General features: G+C 60.9%; 21 protein-coding genes. 9 read left to right on the top strand and 12 right to left on the bottom strand.

Annotated features, from left to right (window positions below; all coding sequences use genetic code 11):
- A complete protein-coding gene (locus tag SIN04_RS08130) occupies nt 1–369 on the bottom strand; it encodes a hypothetical protein (protein ID WP_134488190.1) in 369 nt (122 codons plus the stop codon).
- Between the two features lie 385 nt (nt 370–754).
- On the opposite strand from SIN04_RS08130, the gene SIN04_RS08125 reads away from it, so the two are divergent.
- On the top strand, nt 755–2893 hold the full coding sequence (locus SIN04_RS08125; RefSeq protein ID WP_134488188.1) for a sodium-translocating pyrophosphatase: 2139 nt from the start codon (nt 755–757) through the stop codon (nt 2891–2893).
- A gap of 259 nt (nt 2894–3152) precedes the next feature.
- On the opposite strand, the gene bamE is transcribed toward SIN04_RS08125, so the two are convergent.
- The gene (bamE, locus tag SIN04_RS08120) at nt 3153–3641 is read right to left on the bottom strand and encodes an outer membrane protein assembly factor BamE domain-containing protein (protein WP_134488186.1); all 489 of its coding nucleotides are present in this window, start codon (nt 3639–3641) and stop codon (nt 3153–3155) included.
- Between the two features lie 220 nt (nt 3642–3861).
- Here bamE and SIN04_RS08115 point away from each other — a divergent pair, with 220 nt between their 5' ends.
- The 6 genes from SIN04_RS08115 to SIN04_RS08090 all read left to right on the top strand — a co-directional run bounded on the left by SIN04_RS08115 (nt 3862) and on the right by SIN04_RS08090 (nt 8851).
- Nucleotides 3862–4389 carry a ubiquinol-cytochrome C chaperone family protein gene (locus tag SIN04_RS08115; protein ID WP_174513263.1) on the top strand — a complete coding sequence of 176 codons (528 nt, stop codon included), beginning with the start codon at nt 3862–3864 and terminating at the stop codon, nt 4387–4389.
- Between the two features lie 28 nt (nt 4390–4417).
- The gene (locus SIN04_RS08110; protein WP_134488184.1) at nt 4418–5035 is read left to right on the top strand and encodes a YceD family protein; all 618 of its coding nucleotides are present in this window, start codon (nt 4418–4420) and stop codon (nt 5033–5035) included.
- 375 nt (nt 5036–5410) lie between these two features.
- Entirely contained in the window at nt 5411–6490 is a 1080-nt protein-coding gene (gene plsX / locus SIN04_RS08105) for a phosphate acyltransferase PlsX (protein ID WP_134488182.1), read from the top strand.
- A 24-nt stretch (nt 6491–6514) separates the two neighbouring features.
- Nucleotides 6515–7507, top strand: a complete 993-nt coding sequence (locus tag SIN04_RS08100; protein WP_134488180.1) for a beta-ketoacyl-ACP synthase III — start codon at nt 6515–6517, stop codon at nt 7505–7507.
- Nucleotides 7508–7865: 358 nt separating this feature from the next.
- The gene (locus tag SIN04_RS08095; RefSeq protein ID WP_134488178.1) at nt 7866–8201 is read left to right on the top strand and encodes an integration host factor subunit alpha; all 336 of its coding nucleotides are present in this window, start codon (nt 7866–7868) and stop codon (nt 8199–8201) included.
- 89 nt (nt 8202–8290) lie between these two features.
- Nucleotides 8291–8851: a MerR family transcriptional regulator gene (locus tag SIN04_RS08090; RefSeq protein ID WP_134488176.1), complete on the top strand. Its 561-nt coding sequence runs from the start codon at nt 8291–8293 to the stop codon at nt 8849–8851.
- Nucleotides 8852–9025: 174 nt separating this feature from the next.
- Here SIN04_RS08090 and SIN04_RS08085 read toward each other — a convergent pair whose 3' ends face one another.
- Together SIN04_RS08085 and SIN04_RS08080 are read right to left on the bottom strand one after the other, a co-directional pair.
- Complete coding sequence (locus SIN04_RS08085; protein ID WP_341264356.1) at nt 9026–9592, bottom strand: hypothetical protein; 567 nt, start codon at nt 9590–9592, stop codon at nt 9026–9028.
- A 108-nt stretch (nt 9593–9700) separates the two neighbouring features.
- Complete coding sequence (locus SIN04_RS08080) at nt 9701–10522, bottom strand: EcsC family protein (protein WP_423136018.1); 822 nt, start codon at nt 10520–10522, stop codon at nt 9701–9703.
- Between the two features lie 399 nt (nt 10523–10921).
- Here SIN04_RS08080 and SIN04_RS08075 point away from each other — a divergent pair, with 399 nt between their 5' ends.
- Nucleotides 10922–11566 (top strand): transglutaminase-like cysteine peptidase, encoded by a 645-nt coding sequence (locus SIN04_RS08075; RefSeq protein ID WP_134488168.1) that lies wholly within the window; start codon nt 10922–10924, stop codon nt 11564–11566.
- Nucleotides 11567–11700: 134 nt separating this feature from the next.
- Here the strand turns inward: SIN04_RS08075 and SIN04_RS08070 are convergent, their stop codons facing one another.
- Nucleotides 11701–12036 (bottom strand): carboxymuconolactone decarboxylase family protein, encoded by a 336-nt coding sequence (locus SIN04_RS08070; protein WP_197731953.1) that lies wholly within the window; start codon nt 12034–12036, stop codon nt 11701–11703.
- 137 nt (nt 12037–12173) lie between these two features.
- Here SIN04_RS08070 and SIN04_RS08065 point away from each other — a divergent pair, with 137 nt between their 5' ends.
- Entirely contained in the window at nt 12174–12740 is a 567-nt protein-coding gene (locus tag SIN04_RS08065; RefSeq protein WP_134488164.1) for a TetR/AcrR family transcriptional regulator, read from the top strand.
- Between the two features lie 233 nt (nt 12741–12973).
- Here the strand turns inward: SIN04_RS08065 and SIN04_RS08060 are convergent, their stop codons facing one another.
- The 7 genes from SIN04_RS08060 to SIN04_RS08030 all read right to left on the bottom strand — a co-directional run bounded on the left by SIN04_RS08060 (nt 12974) and on the right by SIN04_RS08030 (nt 22936).
- The gene (locus SIN04_RS08060; protein WP_134488162.1) at nt 12974–15406 is read right to left on the bottom strand and encodes a TonB-dependent receptor; all 2433 of its coding nucleotides are present in this window, start codon (nt 15404–15406) and stop codon (nt 12974–12976) included.
- Between the two features lie 359 nt (nt 15407–15765).
- On the bottom strand, nt 15766–16782 hold the full coding sequence (locus SIN04_RS08055; RefSeq protein WP_134488160.1) for an alpha/beta fold hydrolase: 1017 nt from the start codon (nt 16780–16782) through the stop codon (nt 15766–15768).
- Nucleotides 16783–17075: 293 nt separating this feature from the next.
- The gene (locus SIN04_RS08050) at nt 17076–18551 is read right to left on the bottom strand and encodes a DEAD/DEAH box helicase (protein WP_134488158.1); all 1476 of its coding nucleotides are present in this window, start codon (nt 18549–18551) and stop codon (nt 17076–17078) included.
- Nucleotides 18552–18905: 354 nt separating this feature from the next.
- On the bottom strand, nt 18906–19739 hold the full coding sequence (locus SIN04_RS08045; RefSeq protein WP_134488156.1) for an FTR1 family iron permease: 834 nt from the start codon (nt 19737–19739) through the stop codon (nt 18906–18908).
- 219 nt (nt 19740–19958) lie between these two features.
- Complete coding sequence (locus SIN04_RS08040) at nt 19959–21014, bottom strand: S1C family serine protease (RefSeq protein WP_134488154.1); 1056 nt, start codon at nt 21012–21014, stop codon at nt 19959–19961.
- Between the two features lie 69 nt (nt 21015–21083).
- Nucleotides 21084–22121 (bottom strand): glycosyltransferase family 4 protein, encoded by a 1038-nt coding sequence (locus SIN04_RS08035; protein ID WP_134488152.1) that lies wholly within the window; start codon nt 22119–22121, stop codon nt 21084–21086.
- Nucleotides 22121–22936 (bottom strand): UDP-2,3-diacylglucosamine diphosphatase, encoded by an 816-nt coding sequence (locus tag SIN04_RS08030; protein ID WP_244605724.1) that lies wholly within the window; start codon nt 22934–22936, stop codon nt 22121–22123. Before SIN04_RS08030 ends, SIN04_RS08035 begins: the two co-directional genes overlap by 1 nt.
- Between the last annotated feature and the right edge of the window lie 179 nt (nt 22937–23115).

Raw genomic sequence — 23115 nt, 5'->3', positions numbered from 1 at the left:
TCAGGACACTTTCATGCCATAAGTTGACGGATCCGGTAACAAGCGCGGCTGCTGTTCCTTGCGCAGCATCTCTTCGTCGAGCGCGGCGATCGTCATCTTGCCAACGATGTTGTCTACCTCGTTTTCATACGTGTAGTTGATGATCTTTCTTTTTCTTTTGAACGCCAAAACTGCGGCGACGGTGGATTGACCATAGCGGCAGGTCTGCAGATCGTCGGTCGACACAGATAAATTATCAAGCGCGAACAAGGCCGAATGTATCTTGGACACATGGTCTCCCGTCGCCCCCTCGTTGATGTGAGCGGAATTATCGACGAGGCAGGCCTCAAGCGCGGGATCGCCTTTGAAGAGTTTCGATCGCAGCCCCATTTCTCGCTCCGAAGAGGACTCGCCACGATGGCGGAGGGTAAGCCTGGAAATGATGTCATAAATTATTAGTTGACAATATCAGAAAATGGCGAACCCCCAAACGGGCGAAGACGAGGTTCAAGCTCTCGAGTCCGGCGGCGCAGCGGCGCGGGAATCGCGGCGGCCCCGGCCCAACGCAGCCAGTCGAGCCCCAGTTTCCGCATTTTTGTAGAAGCTCATGATTACATGGGTATTTCTTGCCAATTGTCGCCGATCGCGCAACCGATAAAAGCCTTCCGAATTTGATCGGTTCGATTGCGCCCCGCGGCGGTTTCTGCAAAACTCATTCATCAGGCGCGAGCAACGTCTCTTCAAAGCCTCAACAAAAGATCAAGGTAGGAAACTGATGAACGCCATTTGGCTTGTCATCCTGGCAGGGCTTTTATCCATTGTTTACGGGGTGACGACATCCTCGAAGCTGATGTCGGAGAGCGCCGGCTCGGCGCGAATGCAGGAAATCGCGGGGGCCATCGCCGAGGGCGCGCAGGCTTACCTCAAACGCCAATATCTGACCATCGCCCTTGTCGGCGTCGTCATTTTTCTCGCTTTCTGGTTTTTCATGAGCGGGACGATCGCGATCGGCTTTCTCATTGGAGCCGTTCTGTCCGCCGCCGCCGGCTTCGTCGGCATGAACGTCTCGGTGCGCGCCAATGTGCGCACGGCGCAGGCCGCCTCGCGATCGCTTGCCGCCGGACTTGATATTTCGTTCAAGGCAGGCGCCGTCACCGGCATGCTCGTCGCCGGCCTCGCGCTGCTCGGCGTCGCCTCATATTTTTATGTGCTGACCGGGCCGCTGGGTTTCGCGCCGAACAGCCGGCCGACCATCGATTCGCTCGTCGCCCTCGGCTTCGGCGCTTCGCTGATCTCGATTTTCGCCCGCCTTGGCGGCGGCATCTTCACCAAAGGGGCCGATGTCGGGGCCGATCTCGTCGGCAAGGTCGAGGCCGGAATTCCGGAGGATGATCCACGCAATCCAGCGACCATCGCGGACAATGTCGGCGACAACGTCGGCGATTGCGCCGGCATGGCGGCGGATCTCTTCGAGACCTATGCCGTGACCGTCGTCGCCACCATGGTCCTCGCCGCGATCTTTTTCGTCGGTCAGCCGGTTCTCTACAGCGCCATGCTCTATCCGTTGGCGATCTGCGCGACCTGCATCGTGACCTCGATCGCTGGAACCTATTTCGTCAAGCTCGGCGCCGATGAATCGATCATGGGCGCGCTTTATAAGGGTCTGATCGCGGCAGGCGGCCTGTCCATCATCGGACTGGCGCTCGCGACAACCGTGACGGTCGGCTGGGGAACCATCGGCGTCGCCAACGGGACGCCGATCTCGGGGGCGCATTTGTTCGTTTGCGGCCTGATCGGCCTGATCGTCACCGGCTGCATTGTCGTGATCACGGAATATTATACCGGGACCGGCAAGCGTCCGGTGGTGTCGATCGCCCAGGCCTCCGTCACGGGACACGGCACCAACGTCATTCAGGGCCTCGCCGTGTCGCTTGAATCGACAGCGGCGCCCGCGCTCGTCATCATCGGCGGCATCATCGCAACGAGCCAGCTCGCGGGCCTCTACGGCACCGCGATCGCCGTGACGACGATGCTCGGAATCGCCGGCATGATCGTCGCGCTCGACGCTTTCGGGCCGGTGACCGACAACGCGGGCGGCATCGCTGAAATGGCCGGCCTGCCGAAGGAGGTCCGCCGCGTCACGGACGCGCTCGACGCCGTCGGCAACACGACAAAGGCTGTGACAAAAGGCTATGCGATCGGATCGGCGGGTCTTGGCGCCCTTGTGCTGTTCGCCGCCTATAGCCACGATCTCGAATATTTCGCCGCAAATCCCGGTCAGTTCCCATATTTTAAGGGGATTGGCGCGATCTCCTTCGATATCTCCAACCCTTATGTCGTCGCCGGGCTTATCTTCGGCGGGATGATACCCTATCTGTTCGGAGGCATTGCCATGACGGCGGTGGGGCGCGCCGCCGGCTCCGTGGTGGAAGAAGTGCGGCGTCAGTTCAGGGAGAAGCCTGGCATCATGCAAGGGACGGAGCGCCCTGATTACGGCCGGGCGGTCGATATGCTGACCAAGGCGGCGATCAAGGAAATGATCGTTCCCTCGCTCCTGCCGGTGCTGGCGCCGATCGTCGTCTATTATGGCGTGCTGCTGATCTCCGGCTCCAAGGCTTCGGCTTTCGCGGCGCTTGGCGCCTCGTTGCTCGGCGTCATCGTCAACGGCCTTTTCGTCGCGATCTCGATGACTTCCGGCGGCGGCGCCTGGGACAACGCCAAAAAAAGCTTCGAGGATGGCTTCGTCGACAAGGATGGCGTCAAGCATTTCAAGGGCGGGGAGGCGCATAAGGCGTCGGTGACCGGCGATACGGTCGGCGATCCTTATAAGGACACGGCCGGTCCCGCGGTAAACCCGGCGATCAAGATCACCAATATCGTCGCTCTGCTGCTGCTCGCCGCGCTGGCCCATTGAGAGGCCGCGCGGCCAGTTTGCAACCGCATCCGGCGCAAACCTCAGGCGACGTCCGCCTGAGGGATACAAAGCGCTCTTTGCTTATAATCTGTTTGTGAATTGTCCCGTCGCGCGCTGCGCGGGCGGACTGAAAACGCTGGAGCCGGATGGCTTTGGGCGGGATCGCGCCACGATCCCATCCAAAGTCTAAATCCGTCTCTCATCAATAAGTCAGGGCATGATGTCGTGCGAAAGCCGGTCTTCGCTTCTCGGCGGCCGGCTAGAAGTGCATCAGGTTAAGGAACATTCCCTTGAGGAGAGATGATTCGGCGCCGGCCGTCGGTGTCGTCCGTGAGACGAAATCGAACACTTTGCCGTCCTGAACGCCGTAATTGGCGACGCGCTCGACCTTCTTGTTCTTGTCGAAGTAAACGGCGAAGACGCGCTGGTCTATGAGCTTCGGCTGCATGAATGCAAGGCCGTGGTCTGTGACCTGCGTCACGTAGTACCAGGCGTCGCCGCCCACCGTCGACGTCGTGGTCGGCGTTCCAAGAAGGGTCAGGATCTGCTCCGCGGAGGAGCCTACTCTTACCTGATCGAAAGTGCGGGCGTCGGTCTGATAACCGTGGATGACCTGACCGTCATAGCCGAGGCAGCCGCCAAGGCCGAGCGAAAGCGCCGCCGCCAATGCGATTTTCAAGCTGACCGATCGGGAGCCTGAAGCCGGCGCCTTCTTGCTGCGAACATTGGCCGCGATGCCGAACCACATTCTTTGAAGCCTCCGGCTGAAGTCGTGTTGAAGAGATTGAAAGCCGGCCGTCAGTTGCATTTACGGCGAGGCTGAGCGATGCCTAACCTCCGGCTATGTCAAAAGCAAGATATCGCTCCAGGGCTCGAGCCGGAACCGTGCGGCCTTCGCCCGCAGCAATTTGGCCATTCGAGGTTAAGCCGAGGTGAATTTCAGCCCGGCGAAACGTGGATATTTACGCATGCTTTCGAGCCTTTTCCGCCGCTCCGCCAATCGTCCGGTGCTTGATCGCCTGCATGGCGAGATCATCGCGGCCGCGCGCGAGCCGGCGCTTTACGCCGATTATGGCGTCCCCGACACTTTCGAGGGGCGCTTCGAGGCGATGACCCTCCACGCAACGCTTGTCTTGCGGCGCCTCAACGTCATGGCGGCTCCAGCGCCCGACCTCGCCCAGGACCTTGCCGACGCCATTTTCGCGCATCTCGATGCGACGCTGCGCGAAATGGGCGTGGGAGACGCGGCCGTTCCGAAGCGCATGAAAACTCTTGCCGAGGCTTTCCTTGGGCGCGGCGTCGCCTATGATCAGGCCTTGCGCGCGGACGCCTCGGCGCTCCTCGCGGCGCTGGCGCGCAATGTTTACGCGGACCGTGCCGACGCGGCGCGTCTTGCGCGTTATGTAAAGGCTGCGAGCGCGGCCCTTGAGGAAGCCCCGTTTGAAGCTTTCGCCAAGGGGCCGGTTCCCTTTCCAAAGCCCGCGGCGATTATTTGACGACCATAAGGTCAAGGAGGCGATTGCGATGAAATCGAACAGCGACGCCAGCTCCAGGAAAGCGCCGCGAGGGAACGCCGAGGCCCGCGCGAGCGAAGTTCCCAATCTGTCGCGCCTCGTCGAGGTGGATAATATTCCGGACGCAGGGCTAGACATTTCAGTGCGGGCCGATGCGGCTGAACGCGCGGCAATCGCTAAAGCCAACGGCCTCGTCGCCGTCGAAAGTCTTGAGGCCGACCTTGACGTGGTCAAGGAAAGCGCGAAAAAATTCAGGATCACCGGCCCGCTGCGGGCGCGCATTGTGCAGGCCTGCGTCGTCAGCCTTGAGCCCTTTGAAAGCGAAATCGAGGCGCAGGTCGAAGCCGATTTTCAGAATTTCGTCGAAAAAGCCGCGCCGCGGGCAAGGTCTGCGCGGCGGGCGGAGGCCGAAGCCGAGCCGGAGCCATCCTTCGCCGCGCAGCTCGATGCGCCTGATCCCGTCGTCAATGGGCGGATCGACGTTGGCGCGCTTGTGGAGGAATTCCTTGTCCTCAGCCTTGATCCTTATCCGCGCAAACCCGGCGTCCAATTCGAAGGCGCCGAATGTCCCGGCGCGCCGGATGAACCAGCTTCTCCCTTCGCGGTTTTGAAAAAGCTGAGGGATTAAGACTGAGCGGAGGACATCCCGCGGGCGGCGAATTTGGCAGGACTTGCGCCTGCGCCCTGAAACATGGGCTTTTCTCAGAATCCTGCGCCGCGTGTTTTGGGCGCCACTACCATCTCGTAAGTTTATCCTATATTTGAAGCCAAGGGAGCGTCAGAGTCCCATCGAAACTCCATAACGCTGAACGTCAGAAAGCCGGTTCACCTGAGAGCGCCTGATCTCGAAAGCCATGGGAATGACTGGATCAGGCCCTTTGGTTTGCCTCGATTTAGCATGGGCCGTCGCCGATCAGGACGAATTTTCAACTCCTTACCACATGATCTTTAGATCTGCCGCGAACGTGGCGCCTTGGCGCGCATGACCTGAGTTGCGAACCTTATGATGAAGCCAGTGCGAATAGCGCTCGACGCGATGGGCGGCGATTTTGGACCGGAGGTTATGCTTCCAGGGGCCGCGCGCGCGCTTGAGCGAGGCTCGGATATCGCCTTCTCGATTTTTGGCGACGAAAAGCTGATCGGCCCTTATCTCGCAGCCAATCCAGGGCTCGCCGCCGTCTCCAGCCTGCGTCATACGGATGTCGCGGTCCGGATGGACGACAAGCCGAGCCAGGCGCTGCGCGCCGGGCGGCGCAATTCGTCGATGTGGCTGGCGATCGAAGCTGTCAAGAAGAACCAGGCCGACATCGCCGTTTCGGCCGGCAACACCGGCGCATTGATGGCCATGGCGAAAACCTGCCTGCATACCATGCCGAACGTCGATCGGCCGGCGATCGCGGCCATCTGGCCGACCGTGCGGGGTCGGACGATCGTGCTCGACGTCGGCGCCTCGATCGGCGCCGATGCGCAGCATCTCGTCAACCTCGCCATCATGGGGGCTGCGATGGCGAGGATCGTTCTCTCCGTCGAGCGTCCGACCGTCGGCCTTTTGAATATCGGCTCCGAGGAGATGAAAGGGATCGACGAGGTGAAGAAAGCTTCGCGCCTTTTGCGGGAGGCCGCCTTGCCCAACCTTGACTATGTCGGCTTCGTCGAGGGCGGCGACATCGGCAAAGGCACGGTCGATGTCGTCATTACGGAGGGGTTTGCGGGCAATATCGCCCTGAAGACGGCTGAGGGCACCGCCAATCAGATGGCGCAGTATCTCCGCGAAGCGCTGAGCGGCGATCTCCTGTCGAAGATCGGCTATCTTCTGGCGCGCAAAGGCTTTGCCGCGCTCAAGGTCAAGATGGACCCCCGCAACGTCAATGGGGGCGTCTTCCTCGGTCTTGATGGAGTCGTCATCAAGAGCCACGGCCATTCCGACGTTTTTGGCACCTCCGTGGCCATCGAAATCGCCTATAAAATCGCGCGCCACCAGCTTCTTGGCCAGATACGCGAGGCGCTCGCGAGATCGCATGAAGCGCGCGCGCCGAAGCTCAGCGGCGCCAGCCAACCTGCAACCGCGCCGTCTCAATCCTGACCGGCTTCGATTGGATCATTTGCTTTGATAGATGCAGCCAAAGGCAAGCTCCGTTCCGTCGTCGTGGGACTTGGCTCTTACCTTCCCAAACGGATCGTCAGCAACGCCGATCTCGAAAAGTCGCTCGACACGACCGATGAATGGATCGTGCAGCGGACCGGGATAAGGCAACGCCATGTCGCGGCCGAAGACGAGCCGACGTCAATACTTGGCCTGAACGCCGCGCGCGCCGCGCTGGCGGACGCAGGCTTGACCGCCGACGACATTGATCTTGTCATCGTCGCGACCTCTACGCCCGATTATACTTTCCCAGCGGTCGCCACTCAGATTCAGGCTGGCCTTGGCATGCATCACGGCGCGGCCTTCGATCTGCAGGCCGTTTGCTCCGGCTTCATCTTCGCCGTCGCCACCGCCGACAAGTTTCTTGTGTCAGGCTCTCACAAGCGCGCGCTCGTGATTGGCGCGGAGACATTTTCGCGCCTGCTCGACTGGAACGACCGGACGACATGCGTTCTCTTTGGCGACGGCGCGGCGGCGATCGTGCTCGAAGCCACGCCCTCCGCGGGAACTTCGAGCGATCGCGGCGTGCTGACATCGCACCTTCGCTCGGACGGGCGTCATCGCGAAAAACTCTACGTCGATGGCGGCCCATCCTCGACGAAGACCACCGGCGTGCTGCGCATGGCGGGGCGGGAGGTCTTTCGCCATGCCGTCGGCATGGTCACGGATGTCGTCACCGAGGCTTTCGCCGCGACCGGCACGACCGCTGAGGATCTCGACTGGTTCGTGCCGCATCAGGCGAATCGCCGAATCATCGACGCCTCCGCTGAAAAACTCGGCATTGACGCGCGCAAGGTCGTCATCACCGTCGATATGCACGGCAACACTTCCGCGGCTTCCATTCCGCTCGCCCTCGCGGTCGCACGCGACGATGGCCGGATCAAGCGCGGCGATCTTGTCATGATCGAGGCAATGGGCGGCGGCTTTACCTGGGCTTCCGCGCTGATCCGCTGGTAAAAGGCGCGGGCAATCCAGCGTCAGACGCCTTGATTTGACCTGTGATTTGCTCCAGACTTCGCGGGCCATCGTTTTCAATCAACCGGCGGCGTCAATCAATCCGATAGATTTCGTTTGATCTATACGCCTTCCCGGCCGACGGAAACCTGCGCGAAACGCTGGACTCGCGACTTTCCTCGGCTACACTTTATGTATCGCCTCGGATCGGCTCCGGTCAGGTCCCCGCTTTTGGGCACGGTCACATCGTCTGAATTAAGCTCAGACGCAAGGTTCGCTCGGACAGACAAGAGATTGAAGGATGACAAAGTTTGCAACCATATCCGCCGCAGGTAAGCTTGCAGACACGCCTGCGGAGCAAATGGTTGATGCGCTCCCAAAGCTTGACGCGCGGACGATTACGCGCGTGGATCTCGCCGAGGCAGTCTACCGCTGTGTCGGCCTGTCGCGAAAAGAATCCGGCGCCCTCGTGCAGATGGTTCTGAATGAGCTGTCGGACGCCCTGGCCCAGGGCGAAACCGTCAAATTGTCCTCCTTCGGCTCCTTTGTCGTGCGCTCAAAATCCGAGCGCGTCGGGCGTAACCCTAAGACCGGGATCGAAGTGCCGATTACGCAACGCCGCGTTCTCGTGTTCAAGCCGTCGAGCGTGCTCAAGGGGCGCGTCAATGGCCAGACCGTGACGGAGGACGACGCATAGCCGAAGCGCGCCCTGAATGCTTTACATGATTTGATCGACATAACCGATTGGGAGCGCGATCGCGCCTACGGCCTGGAGCCCGAAGCGAAATGGACAAGAGCGCCGACGCTTTTCGAACAATCAGCGAAGTCGCCGAAGAGCTTGATCTGCCGCAGCATGTGCTGCGTTTCTGGGAGACGCGTTTTCCGCAGATCAAACCGATGAAGCGCGCTGGCGGGCGCCGTTTTTATCGCCCGAACGACATCGACATTCTTCGCGCTATCAGGCGGCTCCTTTATAGCGAAGGCTATACGATCAAGGGCGTGCAAAGGATCCTGAAAGAGCAGGGCGCGCGGGCGGTGATCGGCGCCGGACTCGCCGCCGCAGACGTCGGCGTTCATGCCGCCTCGCCAGCCGCGCCTCAAGCGCGCGCGGCGCGCGGCGACGATTTATTCAGCCAGCCCGCGGATCCCGCCGTACTCGACGAGGATTCAAATTACACTGTGCCAGAAGGCATGGCCGCGATGAGCGATCAGGGCGCGGCTCATACGGGCGCCGAAACGGGCGCCGGCGCCGGAGCCCTGAACACGGAAGCGATCGGGCGTTTGAAGTCGATCGTGCGCGAACTCGACGAATGCGAGCGGATGCTCGACGCGGCCCGCCGGCGTTAGGCGGCCTTTCCCGGACTGCTGTGATTTTGTACTCATTTCATCCGAAAGCGGCGCGCGATTTTCGCCGCCGATACTTCGAGCAGAATGAATCCCGGAATCGCATTCCGCGCTTTAAGCCTTTGTTTTACCACATGATGTGGGTCAGGAAAGTCTGCAACTTTTCGGCCTCATGCTTTAGGGGCCAACGTAGCGGATCCTGTGGCCTTTCGCGTCGGTGATCATCGCGCCTTCCGATAGTCCCGAATCGGCGACGGAACGGCCGACCAGGAGAGCGGAATCGCCGCTACCGCCGGAACTGCCGGCGTCGATGGCGAGCAGGACGTTGCGCTCGCGGCTCGGGAGCCCTTTGATCTCGGATATTTTGGCGAAGTCGTCGGTGCTATGATGAGTGCTTGAGGATCCCGTGAAGATGCGGATGCCGTCCGGCGTCATCACTGCGTCGCCATCCCTGAGGCTGTCGTCATCCATGAAGCCCGTCACGCCATGCGCCGAGGAGGGGTGACTCCTGGCGACGACGATTCGCGGATGGCGCGCCGCGATTTTTCTTCTGTGCTGACGATGCTCATAGCGAAACCCGGGCGGGTAGGCAGGCGCGAGGGCGGGGGACGGCTGAGGCGGGAAAAGGAAATCGAAAAACCCGGCCTGCGCCGGGCTGACAGGCGCGATGAGGGCGACAAAGACTGCCGCGGCGACGCCGGCGCGGCCGGCGTAATTCCTCAGCGAACTCGTCAGGGATTTCATGGAAGCTCCATAGCTGATCGAAGACCAGCGCTGTTCAGCCGGAGGAGACGCCTCTGAAGCGCCGCATTATTACCACAATGGCGCCATCTCGGGCAAGGCTCCGGCCCGTTACATTTCGCGCGCGAGCCGATTATATTCGGCCCGAACCAGGCTCGCTCCATAGATACGCTCCAGCCGGCGAACGGTGAAATGGCCGCGCGCCAGCGTCTGGAAGTGATCGACGAATGCGTAATTGATGGCCGCGCCGCTGGCGGCGCCGATGATTGGGACGCTTTGAGCCGCGAGCTTTTGCGAAACCACGACGCCGAAACGCGTGCTGATCTGTGCGATGAGGCGCACGAGCATAGGGGCCGCCTGCTCGGTCAGCCCGCGATCCAGAAAATGGCGGGCCGATTCGCTGACCGATCTGGCGAGCATGACCCGCACGGCGAAATAGCCGGTTTCGAGCGCGCCGCCGCGCTCTTCCCGGCGGCTTGAGCCGGCGTCGCCGCCAAGGGCGAAGACCTCAAGACAGGCCAGGGCGACGTCTGGATCGGTCAGATCCTCGCCTTCGCTTCGGGCGACGTCCGCGATCGAGCGCAGCATGACCGTGGTTGTGAACGGAAGCTCGACCGGCAGCCCGGCGAGACCAAAAGCCCCGCCGGCTGCGCCGGCCATTGTCGCAAGGGATTTGTGCAGCCGTCGCCGATCGCGCACTCTCGCGCTTGAAAGGCTGCGCAAGGCAAGGCCCATGGCGGTATGAATGGCGGTCTCGGCCGCCTTGTTGACAACCTCCGCGACGGGCGCTGGAACGACAAGGCCGATCAAGCCGATCTGGCGGCCGATCAGCGACGTGAGCCGCATCGCGAGGCTCGAGCGCTTCAGTTCGTCGATGGCGCGCCGCAACGACGCCTCGTCGGTCGGCGACAGCGGAACGGCTTCGGTCGGCATGAGATCCCGGCTGGTCGGCGCCGGCTGAATGTTCGTCGAAGAGTTCAAAATGGCGCCTCGTTAACAATGTTTTAATTCTGTAGCGTGGCGAAAGGGCCTTGAGGTTGACCCTGCGTCAGCATCGCATTAACGATTTAGAAACGAATTGGGCAAGGCGCGGTTCGCCATCCGGATCGTTGAATTGTAGGTGCTCCCGCGGGCTCAGTTCTACAAGAGGGCTGTCTGCGATCCGAAACAAAATTACGTAAGATTGGGTTGGTTCCACGGAAGAACAGATTAAGCAACGTTCGGCTTCCGCCCAGTGTTCGCTCCGTTAGGATAAAATCCGAGCATCGCATTTAATCGCGCGACAAACCCCCGCTGCGAAGACTGCCGACACATGACGTTGGAGGCTCGAAGATGGACAGTTGGGTTGCAGACAGGAAATTGGCCGGGGGGCTTGTTTCATTCGCAATGCTCTCGGTCTGCCTTTTGTCGCCAAACGCCGCATCGGCGCACGCCGCGCTCCCCTCAGCTGCTTCCTTCACGCCCGTCGGAGAGCCAACCAGTACGCCTTACGGTTGGGCCGATTTCTGCCGCCGTTACCAGGGCGAATGCGAGGGCGCCCCGCTCGAGCCGGTCGATATCGTCGCCGCCTCAAAAACGTCGAAAGAGATCGAGCGTGTCAATAAATGGGTCAATGATCATGTCACGCCCGTGACCGACATGGAGCATTGGGGCGTCGTCGATCAATGGGACTATCCGACCGACGGCAAAGGGGACTGCGAGGATTTCGCGCTGATGAAACGCAAGATCCTGCTGGAGGAAGGCTTTCCGCGCCAGGCTCTGCTGATGACCGTGGTCAAGGATTCCGGCAACGAGGGCCATGCCGTATTAACGATCAAGATGAGCGACGGCGATTTCGTTCTCGACAATCTGTCGGGCGAGATGAAGCCTTGGGACAAGACGGGCTATCGCTTTGTCAAGCGCCAATCCCAGAGCGACCAGAACGTCTGGGTTCAGCTTGGCGATCCGACGCCCGCTCCCGATTATGTGTCGCGCTGATCGCTAGCGAGGGAGATCTTTGCCCGGCGGCTTGAAGAGGACGCGTTTTCGCGAAAAACGCATCCCGCCGTCTAAGCTCTTGTCTAATCGCATGATTTGCGCCCAAAAGCCGGCGGCTTTTGGGCATGGATGCTTTAACCGGCGTCGAAGGCGTGCATGGCGCGCGCCGAGTAAACCAAAGCGGCGCCCGTGTTCAGCGCGATGGCGACGCCGAGCGTTTCCGCCAGCTCCTCCTTTGTCGCCCCCGCCTTGCGCGCCGCTTCCGTATGGAAGGCGATGCAGCCGTCGCAACGCGTCGTGACGGCGACCGCGAGCGCAATGAGTTCGCGCATCTTCGCGCTCAGAGTGGCTGTCTTTGGCGCGGCATCGGAAAGGATCTGATTTCCTTTGAGGATGTCGGGATTGATTTGACCGATCGTTCCGAAAGTTTCGGAGAGTTGCTCGCGGTAGGCTGCCCAATTTTGCATCATTTTCCTCCTGTATCTATTTATTAGTAGATAGAACATTTATCTATTAATAGATAGATGGGCGGGGATCAAGAGGCAGTTTGCGCATCTTGCCGTGATGGCATACTGGCCTATCAAGGGAAGGTTCAGGCGCGCAACACATGAAAGACACGCGATTGGAGCTGCTGACCAAAGCGGAGGCGCTGGTCAGAAGCCGGGGCTATAGCGGCTTCAGCTATGCGGACCTTGCGCTTGCCGTCGGCGTGCGCACAGCGAGCATTCACTATTATTTCCCCGCCAAGAAGGATCTCGGCGTCGCGCTGGTCGCGTTTTACGACGAAAGATATGACGCGGAGATGGCCCGCATACTTCGCGCCACCGACGATGGGCTGGAGCGCGTCACTGCTTATGCGAGACTCTACCTGAGCGGATTGGAGCAAAAGCTCGGCTGTCTGTGCGCTGTGCTTGCGATAACGCCTGAATTTCTGCCCACTGAAATCCGGGAAGCGGTGCGGCGCTTCTTCAGGAAGCATTTTTTGTGGCTCAAGACCGTCCTTGAAGAAGGTCGCGCCAACGGCAGCATCCGGAAAGACATAGACTGCGACCAGCAGGCCCGCGTCGCGATTGCGCTTCTGGAAGGCGCCTTGCTGATGGAGCCGATGCTTGACGGCTCCAGCGGATTCATGAGCGCCATCGCGGCGCTCCAGAGCCAGTTGCGGCCGGCATAGACAGCGCCCCATGCGCCCCAAACAGCCAATGGCGTTGATCAACGGAAAAAGGCATGACCCCGCGCCGAATTTGCATGGTCATGCCAAGGCTTCCGGAGAGAAGCTGGGATCGGGCCGGCCTAGAGCATATTCCGATCAGATCGGTTCGATCTGATCGACAAGAATATGCTCAAGCTTTTGAATCTGGAGCGATTTCTGATCGATCGAATGTCTCCATTCGATCGGAAAGCGCTCTAGAAAGTGACCTTGACGCCGCCATAGAGCGAGAGGGGCGTCATGGGCGTTTGATTGCGCGGATCGGTCAGTGGCGTGCCATTGGCGATCTGGGCGTTCGTCGTCGTATCGAAAAATGAGCCGTAGGTAGCGTTGCGGTTGTTGAATAGATTATTGACCAGCCCGAAGATCTGAATGTTGTCGGTCAGCTGGTAGGACGCGTGAATATTCGCCGTCCAGTAGAGCGGAAGCTGCGGATTTAGGTTTGAATTGTCGCCGATATAATATTGGCTGCCAACGATCAAAATATCCGTCCCCGCTTTGAACTTCGGCGTGAAGGCATATTCGCCGCCGAACTTCAGCGTCTGCCGGGGAATGCCGGGGATATGATCGCCGGGAGTCACCAGCACATTGCCGTTGGCGTCGGCGTAAGGGTTAAAGGGAGACGCCAGCTCGCCGGTGAAGCGGTAGGTCGCGTCGGTGAAGGCGTAGTTTACATAGGCCATGAGATCGCCATTGTGATAATCGAGCCCGGCCTCGACGCCCTGGCGCAGGGTCGCGGGCACATTGGCGTAATAGCCGTGGCCGGTGATGGTGCTGGATAGAGAGATGATGTCGTTTGTGTTTTCGGTGTGGAAGTAGCCTGCCTTCCAGTTGATCCGTCCATCGCCGAATATGTTGTTCGAGGCGCCGCGCAGGCCTGCTTCGATCGTGTGCGAGACGACTTGCTGCAAAGGCGGGTCCGAGACGAGAGAATTCTCCAGCAAGCAAGGATTGAGCTTGTTGGCGCAATCAAGCTCCAGCGGGGTCGGGGCGCGGTTGGCTTCCGAATAGCCGCCATAGGCGGAAATCCAGGGCTGGATCTGATAAGTGATCCCGACGACCGGATTGATGCGATCGAAATTATTGGAGCTGTTCAGCTCCGAATTGTAGCCGCCGCTGGCGTCCTGCGTGTCGATATTGGCGATATTGAGCCGGGCGCCCGCCGTCACCGCGAGATCCGGCGTGACGTTGAAGGTATCGAGCGCGAAGACGCCGTAATAAGTCGTCGTGCCCGTCAGCCACGTCGGCACATAGCCAATATCGCCCGCCGTTTGGATGACTGACCCTGAGCCTGCAAAGAGTCCAGTCGGGGAGACGAGCAGATTAGGTTGAATGGCCCCGAGAGTGCTGTTGGAGCTGAAGCTGAAAGAGCCGCGGTCGACGCTGCCGCCGAAGACGAAATAATTGTCATGGCCGAAGAATTTATCCTTGTTCGTCGCCTGCAGGGTCGTACCGGCCGTCGTCGAATGGGTGACGGTGCGGTCGATCGTCCCGTAGACCGTGGTCGGCGAGAAAGGGATCGGATTGCCGTTCTTATCGTGGAGAACGAAAGCGGCGCCGTTTGTCTCTGATGGGAAATTATCGCTCGCGAGGCAGAGAAAGCCCGAAAATCCGGCCGGATCTGCGTTATCGGCGCAATCCTGAAGATCGGAGTCGTTGCCGTCCGTATGCTTTTGCTGGAACGTGCGGAGGTAGAAATTGCTGCCGATCTGCCAGTTCTTGTTGATGTCGAACTTGCCCGTGAAAGCGATCGAGCCGGCGTCGTTCTGCGTCGATTGCGGCGAGGTGAAGACGCTGGAAAGGCTTTGGCTCAAGAGGTTGACCGGCGTTGGTCCAATAACCCCGAGGTTCGATGTCGCGCCCGAGGCGATGAGGTGAATTTCGGCGTCCTGCGTGCGGTAGCCGAGATCGCCATAGACGCGCGCCAGCGTCGACGGCGAGAAATAGCGCCAGCCGCCGTCATGCGCCGCGTCGGCGGTGACATAGAGGCTGAAATTGTCGACCTGCTTGCCATATTGGAAATAGCCGGAGACGCGGCCATAAGAGCCGCCGAGAATCTGCGCCTCAAATCCCTGCCAGTTGAAGCCGTTCTTCATCTCGATGCTGATGGCGCCGCCGAGGGCGTTGAGCCCGAAGATCGGATTGGCGGTGAAGATGTCCGTGCGGGCGATGGCCTGCGGCGGGATCAGATCCCAATTGACTGTGTCGCCGAACGCCTCATTGACGCGCATGCCGTTCTGGTAAACGGCAAGGCCTTGCGGCGTGCCCTGCAGCGGCGAGGCCTGAAAACCGCGATAATAGAGATCCTGCGAAAATGGGTTGCCGTTGACGTCGATAACTGTGACGCCCGGCACGCGCTGCTGCAGCGCATCCGTGACGTTGGGAGATCTGGTGCGCGCGAAATCATCGGGCGTCACCGTCTGCACCATGCTTGGGAAGCTGTTGCGTTCTTCGCCCGTTCCGCCAGACAGCGGCGAGGTCGAAATGACGTCGACCTCAGGGAGCGCGACGACATTCGGATCAGCGGGCGCGGCAGCCGTCGGGCTCTGCGCCAAAGCGCTGGTAAAAGCCAAAGGCGTCAGCCCGGCCGCCAAAAACAATATTTTGGATAAACCGAATTTCCCCAGCACTCTTCCCCTCCCGATCGCTGACGCCTTTGGCCGTCAACAAGTTTCGCGAGAGAGTAGTTTCAGGTTCTGTCTGGAACAAGCATTTTGCGAGGCGAATCCGTACAAAACGCCAAGTCTGTTGCGTAATTACTTCACATCAGCCCTATCTTCGGAAGAATTCTTTTCAAGTATAGAAAAATCCATGAAGTAAAAGACCATTCTGGCGCCCGGCATGGATAAGACTTGGCGCCGCCGTGGCAAAAAGCCGAGGGCTGGCAGGGTCAAGGGGCCGCGCGAGGGAGCCTTGACCCGATCTTCGCGCGCAGAAAAATCAAAGGCGCGTCATTGGCCTCGCGGCGGCGCGCCCGGCGCCGGTGGCGTCAGCTCGCCAGCAATTCGCGCAGAGCCGCGTCCAGCGTCTTGACGTCGGCCGGGCTCGTCCCGGGCCCCCCGGCGAAATGTCCCCAAATGGAATCGATGACCCGCAGCTCGGCGTTCGGCATATGGGCGACCTCGAAGGCGTTGTCTTCCGGCGGGAAATAGAGATCGGTTTTCGACGGCATGATAAACGCCTTCGATTTGATAGCGGCGAGCGCCTTGGGAAAATCGCCGTTGAACACCTCATTGTTGCTGATGTCGCCATTCTGCCAGGTCCAGAGCATCGTCAGCAGGTTGTTGGCGTCTCGGGGCAGGAAGATCCCCTCCCAGAATCCGACGAGGAAATCCTCCAGCGAGGCATAGCCCATCGCCTTGATGTCGAGTTCTTCGCGATAGAATGCTTGCGAGAAGCCCCAGCCGGCATAGACGCGCGCCATCGCGCGCAGGCCCTTGGTCGGCGGCGACCTGTACCAGCCGTCCTGAAATGCGGCGTCCGCCGTCAAAGCCGCCTTCACGCCTTCAAGGAACACGAAATTGTGGCGTGAGCATTTAGCCGACCCAGCGAAGGGAAGAATGCGCTTCACCATATCGGGGTAAAGCGCGCCCCAATGATAGGTCTGTAACGCGCCCATCGACCAGCCGGTGACAAGTTCGAGGCTCTCGATGCCGAACTTTTCCGTCACCAGCCGGTATTGTTGCCGCACATTGTCATAGGCGGTGACATTCGGAAATCGCGCCTGATTATAGGGTTCCGGCGCGTTGCTCGGCGAGGTCGACAGCCCATTGCCAAACATATTTGGAACGATGACAAAATATTTGCGAGGATCGAGCGCCATTCCTTCCCCGATCAGCCACTCGTTTTCATAGTGCTGGCCGGAATACCAGGTCGGGTAGACAATAGAGTTGTCTTTTTTGGCGTTCAGCGCGCCATAGGTCTTATACGCGAGCTTGGCGCCGCGCAGCGTTTTCTTGCTTTGCAGAACAACGTCGCCAAGTTCGAAGATCTCATAATCTGTCATCTCTACCTCTGGAATATGTTCGGGCCACCGGTCACCGTGGCAGAGACTGGTCCGGGCGAACCATCGCCGTGATGAGGCGCGAGGCTCAGCGCGCCCCGGCCAGCATATGGACGCGGCTGAGCTTCGACATACGTGTTGCTACGTATGTCGAAAGATTGCGCCCGGCGCGCTGACGCCGCTGGAGCCGTGAATTGATTTTTAAGGGAAAACGACGCCGAGCCGGGCCCGGCGGGTTTGATATGCGCAGGGCTGCAGAGGACTGGCGTGTTGAAGCGGCGCCCGCGTCGAGAGGGTCAGCCGACGCGGGTCGACTCGTCTTCGTCCGCAGCGACGGTCTTTCCAGGCTTCAGCTTGACCGGGCGCAGCATGAACATGGGCACATGGTCGCCCATGCCGACGACGGGGGCGTCATCGTCCGCGTGATGCCGACCGCGCTCGCGGCTGGGCGCCGCCGCCCGCGCCTGCGGCTCGGGGGCCGGCCGCTCTTCCACGTGCTGGCGCTGGGGTTCGCTCTTTTCCCTGCGTCGCGATTTTTGCGGAACGTCGGCTTCCGCGCGCGGGCGCTCGCCGCGCGAGGAGCCGCCGCGCCTCGAGCCGCGCTCATGATGCGGCGCCTCGGCCTCGCCTTCATCAGTCAGATCGGAGAGCGCCTCGCCGCCGAGCCAGTCAATCTTGCGGGCGATCAGCTTTTCGATCTCGGCAAGGTATTTTTGATCGGCCTTGGTGATGATCGAAATGGCGACGCCGCTCTTGCCGGCGCGTCCGGTCCGCCCGATGCGGTGGACATAATCTTCCGCGTGGGTCGGAAGGTCGAAATTGAAAACGTGGCTGACATCGGGAATATCGAGACCGCGCGCGGCGACGTCGGAGCAGACGAGGAGTGCGACTTCGCCAGACTTGAAGGCGTCGAGCGAGGCGGTGCGCGCACGCTGATCCAAGTCGCCATGCAGTGCGCCGGCGTTGAATCCGTGCTTTTGCAAGGACTTATGCAGCAAAGCCACGTCGCGCTTGCGGTTGCAGAAAATGATCGCGTTCTTGAAGTCGGCGGCGCCGCGAAGAAGGCGGCGCAGGGTTTCGCGCTTCGCTGGCCCCGGCGCCGAGGCGACGAGCCCCTGCGTGATGGTCGTGGCGGTGGAAGCGGCGCGCGCCACCTCGATCCGCACCGGATTGTGCAGAAAAGTCTCGGTCAGGCGGGTGATTTCCGGCGGCATGGTGGCGGAAAAGAACAAGGTCTGCCGCGTGAAGGGCACGAGTTTGCAGATACGCTCGATGTCCGGGATGAAACCCATGTCGAGCATGCGGTCGGCTTCGTCGATGACGAGGATCTCGATTGCGGTAAGCAGCAGCTTGCCGCGCTCGGCGAAGTCGAGCAGGCGGCCGGGCGTTGCGATCAGCACGTCGGCGCCGCGCATGATCTTGGTTTCCTGATCGCCAAAGGAGACGCCGCCGATCAGCAGCGCGACATTGATCTTGTGATTGACGCCATAGCGCGCGAAACTCTCTTCGACTTGCGCGGCGAGCTCACGGGTCGGCTCGAGAATAAGGGTGCGCGGCATTCTCGCCCTGGCGCGGCCCTGCTCCAGCCGCGACAGCATCGGCAAAGTGAATGCGGCGGTCTTGCCCGTGCCTGTCTGCGCAATGCCGAGCACGTCGCGTCCGGCGAGCGCGTAGGGGATGGCCTGGGCTTGAATCGGCGTCGGCGTCGTATAGCCTGAAGCTTCGACCGCTTGCAGCACTTTCTCGCTGAGACCGAGTTCGTTGAATGTCATTCTGTTCCTGAAATGGGCGTTGATGCTGGATATTATCCGGTTGAGGCTGCAAACCCGCCAGCAAGAGGGAGAGCCTTAGGCTGTCAGGCGATGAATTTCGTCTTGGCCGCCGGGACTTTTAGACTGAAGCGTGAGGGCGCGCAGGGCCGAACGGCGGATTAAGCCTGACGCGGCTGCGCGACACGACAAGAATTCAGGCGTTGTCTTGAGAACACTCTTGCCTGAAATCTCTGCCCGAAGCAACGAAATTAGACGCGCGCGCCTCTACGCCCGGCGCAATCAATCGGATCGCGCGATAAAAAAGCCGGCGGCTCTTCTCCGGGGGCCGCCGGACCCGCGCCGCCGCCCGCGTCGTCAGTTGACGGCCAGCCTCGGGTTTTGCTTCACGGATGGCGCCGTCAGTTTCATCAGGGCGAATATGACGAGAAGCGTCCCGACATAGGCGAGCCCCTGCAATTGCGTCGGCCGATCCGTATAGCCGAGAAGCGTGTGGAGCACGCGGCCGGGAATGCTGCTGTCGGACAGGAACGCCGACGTATTCCAGAGCGTCCGTCCAAGACCCGTTGCAATGTCGGCCTGCTCAAGAAAGGCGATGCATTGCGCGGCCATGCCAGCGGCCATGAAAGCAATGAGGAGGCTCGTCACCCGGAAAAGATAGCGCACAGGTATGATGACAAGGCCGGTATAGGTCAGCATGCAGACGCTAACGCCCAAAAACACGCCCAAGGCGCCGCCGGCAAAGAGGCTCAAACCCGAATCATGGGTTGAAATCACAACGCCATAGAGGAACAGAACAACCTCGGAGCCTTCGCGTAGCACAGCGACGGCGATAACCACCGCCAAGGCCATCAGCGAGCGCGATCCGTTGCTGACCTCGCTGCCGACGCGGCGCAGCTCCGCGCTGAGCTCGCGCCCGTGCCTGGCCATCCAGACATTGTGCCAGGTCAGCATGATGACGGCGATGGCGAGGATCGAAGCGTTGAAGAGTTCCTGCCCGACGCCTTCGAAGGCGTTTGAAAGGACGCCCGCGAAAACCGCGACGAGGCCGGCGCCGAAAAGGCCGGCGGCAAGGCCGCCCCAGATGAAAGGAAGGCGTCCAGGCATGGTTTTCGTGACGGCGAGCACGATGCCGACGATAAGTCCGGCTTCAACCACCTCGCGCAGAACAATGATAAGAGCCCCAATCACGCCGAACTCCCTCGCGCCGACTCCGCGGCGGTCGCCGCGTCGATACCGAGCTCCTTGGCAAAAAGCGCGCCGCTCGTCAGCGTTGCTCCGGCTCTACACCAGAACAGATGGCCGATCAATCGAAGCCGCGTTTTTTAGAATGATTACAATGGGCTGCCTGCTTCGACAGCGAGCCGGGCAAAAGCCGGCCCGCGTCGAATTGTCCCAGCGCGCAATATTTCATTTGGGCCTCGGGCCGCTGTCGCGCTCGCGCAGCGCAACCCAGAATCTGCGCCTGTCCGACCGGCGAAGTATATCGAGCGGCGCCACGCGGTCGATCAGATCGGCGCCAAGCAAGCGTACGAGATCGTCGGCGCCAGACACAGGATTGCCGTCGACGGCGAGCAGAATATCGCCGCTGAGAAGGCCCGCATGATCCGCCGGACTTTGCGGCTCGACCGAACTGACGACAGCGCCCTGCGTCTGCTGGAGCCCGAGCCGGAGCGCGATTCGCCGCGGCAGAGCGACCGTTCCGGCGCCGACGCCGAGATAGGCGCGGCGCACGCGGCCATGCGCGACAAGTTCGCCGAGGACGAAGCGCGCCGTATTCGCCGCCACGGCGAAGCAGATGCCCTGCGCGCCGGCGATGATCGCCGTGTTGACGCCGATGACGTCGCCATTGGAGGCGACGAGCGGCCCGCCCGAATTGCCGGGATTGAGCGCTGCGTCGGTCTGGATCACATCGTCGATCATGCGGCCATTATTCGAGCGTAGCGAACGGCCGAGCGCCGATATGACGCCGGCGGTGACGGTCGAATCGAAACCGAGCGGATTGCCGATGGCGATGGCGATTTCGCCAGGCCTCAATCTCTTGGAATCGCCAAGCCTTGCGGCGGGAAGAGTCGTGTTTTCGTCGATCCGCACCAGGGCGAGGTCCGTGTCCGGGTCATCGCCAAGGACGCGGCCGGAGAGCGAGCGCCCGTCGAGGGTCGAGACGTCCGCGCGGCGGGCCCCCTGGATAACATGGCTATTGGTCAGAATGAGGCCGTCCGGCGAGACGATGACGCCAGAGCCGGAGCCGCCTCTTCGCCCGTCGCCGCGCCTGATGTCGAGACGCACGACGCTCGGACCCACCTGTTCGACGATGCGCGTCACGCTCTTCGAATAGGCGTCGAGAAGGAAGCCGTCGTCAGCAGCGCCGAGCGCTTCGGAGCGCAGGCGCGCGCCAGCCTCGGAGGGCTCATCCGAAAAGCCAGCCTCGGTTTCATCGAGAATAAAGGAAGGAAAAGACTCCATGTGCGAAAATCCTTGAGTGTTCCCACAATATGGGACGGGATTTTCGCGTGTTAAGAGCCGATGAGGGTTCTAAAAGCCGGGGCTGGCGATGAGGCGCGTGGAACTCGTCGATTTGGCCAGAAGGATATTGTCCAGAAACTGGCGCGCGCTATTGGCCCAGGTGAAGGTCAGCGCATGGGCGCGCGCCTTCTCGCGCGGGATATCGAGCGCCCTGAGGCAGGCGCCGCGCAAATCCTCGTCGAGGATGCCGGCGCCGCTGTCGCCGATGACGTCGAGCGGGCCGGCGACGGGCAGGGCGGCGACGGGCAGCCCGCAGGACAGCGCCTCGAGCAGCACCATGCCGAAGGTGTCCGTGCGGCTCGGAAACACGAAAACATCCGATGACGCATAATGGACGGCGAGGGCGTCGCTGGTCTTCGCCCCAACGAAATGGGCGTCGGGATAGGCGCTCTCCAGGGCCCGGCGCGAGGGACCGTCGCCGACGATGACTTTCGATCCGGGCAGATCGAGCGCAAGAAAGCTCTCGACGTTCTTCTCCGGCGCGAGGCGCCCGGCATAGAGGAAGATCGGGCGCGGCAGATCCAGCTTCAAAGCTTTGGCCGGGGTGAACTGGCTATGATCGACGCCGCGCGACCAATGCATGAGACGCTCAAAGCCGCGGCTTTGGAGGTCGCTGGCGATCGAGGCGGTCGATACCATGACGCCCGAGCCGGCGTTATGGAAGCGGCGCAGCACAGCATAGGTGATCGCCTCCGGAAGACGCGTGCGGGCGGCGATGTATTCGGGAAAACGGGTATGATAGCTCGTCGTGAAGGGGCGATTGCCTTGCAGGCAGTAGCGCCGTGCGGCATATCCGACAGGGCCTTCGGTCGCAATATGAATGTGGTCGATCGGCGCGCCGTCGAGCCTTTTGCGGATCGCCCTCGCGCTCGCAAAAGCGAGCTTGATCTCGCTATAGGTCGGCAGTGGGATCGAGGCAAACCCTTGCGGCGTCAAGAATTCGATTTCCGCGCCGAATTCGCGCAGCGCCTTCGCCACCGATTCGAGCGAGCGTACGACGCCGTTGACCTGTGGCTTCCAGGCGTCGGTTGCAATCAGAATGCGCATCAGGCGACTGCCTTGGGAGCGGTTCGCGGCGGGGCGGAGGCCGCGGCCGCGTTTCGCTCCTCGGCCGTGCTCTGCCAGCGCAAGATCTCGAGGCGTCCGTCCGCGTGTTCCGCAATGGCGGTGCAGGACTCCACGAAATCACCCGTATTGACATACATGATTCCGTCCATCTCGCGGATTGCGGCATGATGAATATGCCCACAAACCACGCCGTCAGCTTGATGGCGCCGCGCCGCGTCGGTCAAGGCAAGCTCGAAAGCGCCGATGAAGTTCACCGCGTTTTTCACCTTAAACTTGGCCCAGGCTGACAGCGACCAGTAGGAAAAGCCAAGCGATCGCCGGGCTTTGTTGAGCCATAGATTGGCCCAGAGCGCGAAGTCATAAGCCCAATCGCCGAGAAGCGCCAGCCAGCGGGCGTGTTTGACGACGACGTCGAACTGGTCGCCGTGGATGATCAGCAGGCGCTTGCCGTCGGCTGTGACATGAAAGGCGTGATCGATGACCTCCACCCCGCCGAGGAAGATGCCGAGGAAATCGCGCGCGAATTCGTCATGATTGCCGGGCACGTAGACCATTTTGACGCCTTTGCGGACCTGACGCAAAAGCTTTTGTACGACGTCATTATGCGTCTGCGGCCAGTACCAGCCGCTTTTCAGCCGCCATCCGTCGATGACGTCGCCGACAAGAAAAACCGTTTCCGCTTCATTGTATTTCAGGAAGTCGAGGAGCAGATCAGCCTGGCATCCGCGCGTGCCGAGGTGAATATCGGAAAGGAACAGCGTGCGATAATGGTTCGGCTCTCGTTCGTGGTCCACCGGCGCGCTCTGGGCTATTCGATGTGGCGTTATCGACAAAGAGCAGATTCTCATAACTTTTGCATGACGGCGCGCCTCAATGAATAACGAGGCTGCTTGCGTGACGAACAAAATCGTTCGATATTCCAAACGGAATTGGCTCTTTTGCCTGACGCGAGGCCGCCGCTGCTCTTGGCGCG

The sequence above is a fragment of the Methylocella tundrae genome (assembly GCF_038024855.1).
Classification (GTDB): Bacteria; Pseudomonadota; Alphaproteobacteria; order Rhizobiales; family Beijerinckiaceae; genus Methylocapsa; species Methylocapsa tundrae.
This window is presented reverse-complemented; position numbering and strand designations above follow the sequence as displayed.

What these genes read in the sequence shown, in the direction of transcription:
- SIN04_RS08070 (WP_197731953.1), bottom strand. Translation starts at nt 12,036, where the DNA reads ATGATGCAAAATTGGGCAGCCTACCGCGAGCAACTCTCCGAAACTTTC.
- SIN04_RS08110 (WP_134488184.1), top strand. Translation starts at nt 4,418, where the DNA reads ATGAAATCGAACAGCGACGCCAGCTCCAGGAAAGCGCCGCGAGGGAAC.
- SIN04_RS08115 (WP_174513263.1), top strand. Translation starts at nt 3,862, where the DNA reads ATGCTTTCGAGCCTTTTCCGCCGCTCCGCCAATCGTCCGGTGCTTGAT.
- SIN04_RS08090 (WP_134488176.1), top strand. Translation starts at nt 8,291, where the DNA reads ATGGACAAGAGCGCCGACGCTTTTCGAACAATCAGCGAAGTCGCCGAA.
- SIN04_RS08040 (WP_134488154.1), bottom strand. Translation starts at nt 21,014, where the DNA reads ATGGAGTCTTTTCCTTCCTTTATTCTCGATGAAACCGAGGCTGGCTTT.
- SIN04_RS08055 (WP_134488160.1), bottom strand. Translation starts at nt 16,782, where the DNA reads ATGACAGATTATGAGATCTTCGAACTTGGCGACGTTGTTCTGCAAAGC.
- bamE (WP_134488186.1), bottom strand. Translation starts at nt 3,641, where the DNA reads ATGTGGTTCGGCATCGCGGCCAATGTTCGCAGCAAGAAGGCGCCGGCT.
- SIN04_RS08065 (WP_134488164.1), top strand. Translation starts at nt 12,174, where the DNA reads ATGAAAGACACGCGATTGGAGCTGCTGACCAAAGCGGAGGCGCTGGTC.
- SIN04_RS08075 (WP_134488168.1), top strand. Translation starts at nt 10,922, where the DNA reads ATGGACAGTTGGGTTGCAGACAGGAAATTGGCCGGGGGGCTTGTTTCA.
- plsX (WP_134488182.1), top strand. Translation starts at nt 5,411, where the DNA reads ATGATGAAGCCAGTGCGAATAGCGCTCGACGCGATGGGCGGCGATTTT.
- SIN04_RS08050 (WP_134488158.1), bottom strand. Translation starts at nt 18,551, where the DNA reads ATGACATTCAACGAACTCGGTCTCAGCGAGAAAGTGCTGCAAGCGGTC.
- SIN04_RS08095 (WP_134488178.1), top strand. Translation starts at nt 7,866, where the DNA reads ATGGTTGATGCGCTCCCAAAGCTTGACGCGCGGACGATTACGCGCGTG.
- SIN04_RS08085 (WP_341264356.1), bottom strand. Translation starts at nt 9,592, where the DNA reads ATGAAATCCCTGACGAGTTCGCTGAGGAATTACGCCGGCCGCGCCGGC.
- SIN04_RS08080 (WP_423136018.1), bottom strand. Translation starts at nt 10,522, where the DNA reads ATGCCGACCGAAGCCGTTCCGCTGTCGCCGACCGACGAGGCGTCGTTG.
- SIN04_RS08035 (WP_134488152.1), bottom strand. Translation starts at nt 22,121, where the DNA reads ATGCGCATTCTGATTGCAACCGACGCCTGGAAGCCACAGGTCAACGGC.
- SIN04_RS08125 (WP_134488188.1), top strand. Translation starts at nt 755, where the DNA reads ATGAACGCCATTTGGCTTGTCATCCTGGCAGGGCTTTTATCCATTGTT.
- SIN04_RS08130 (WP_134488190.1), bottom strand. Translation starts at nt 369, where the DNA reads ATGGGGCTGCGATCGAAACTCTTCAAAGGCGATCCCGCGCTTGAGGCC.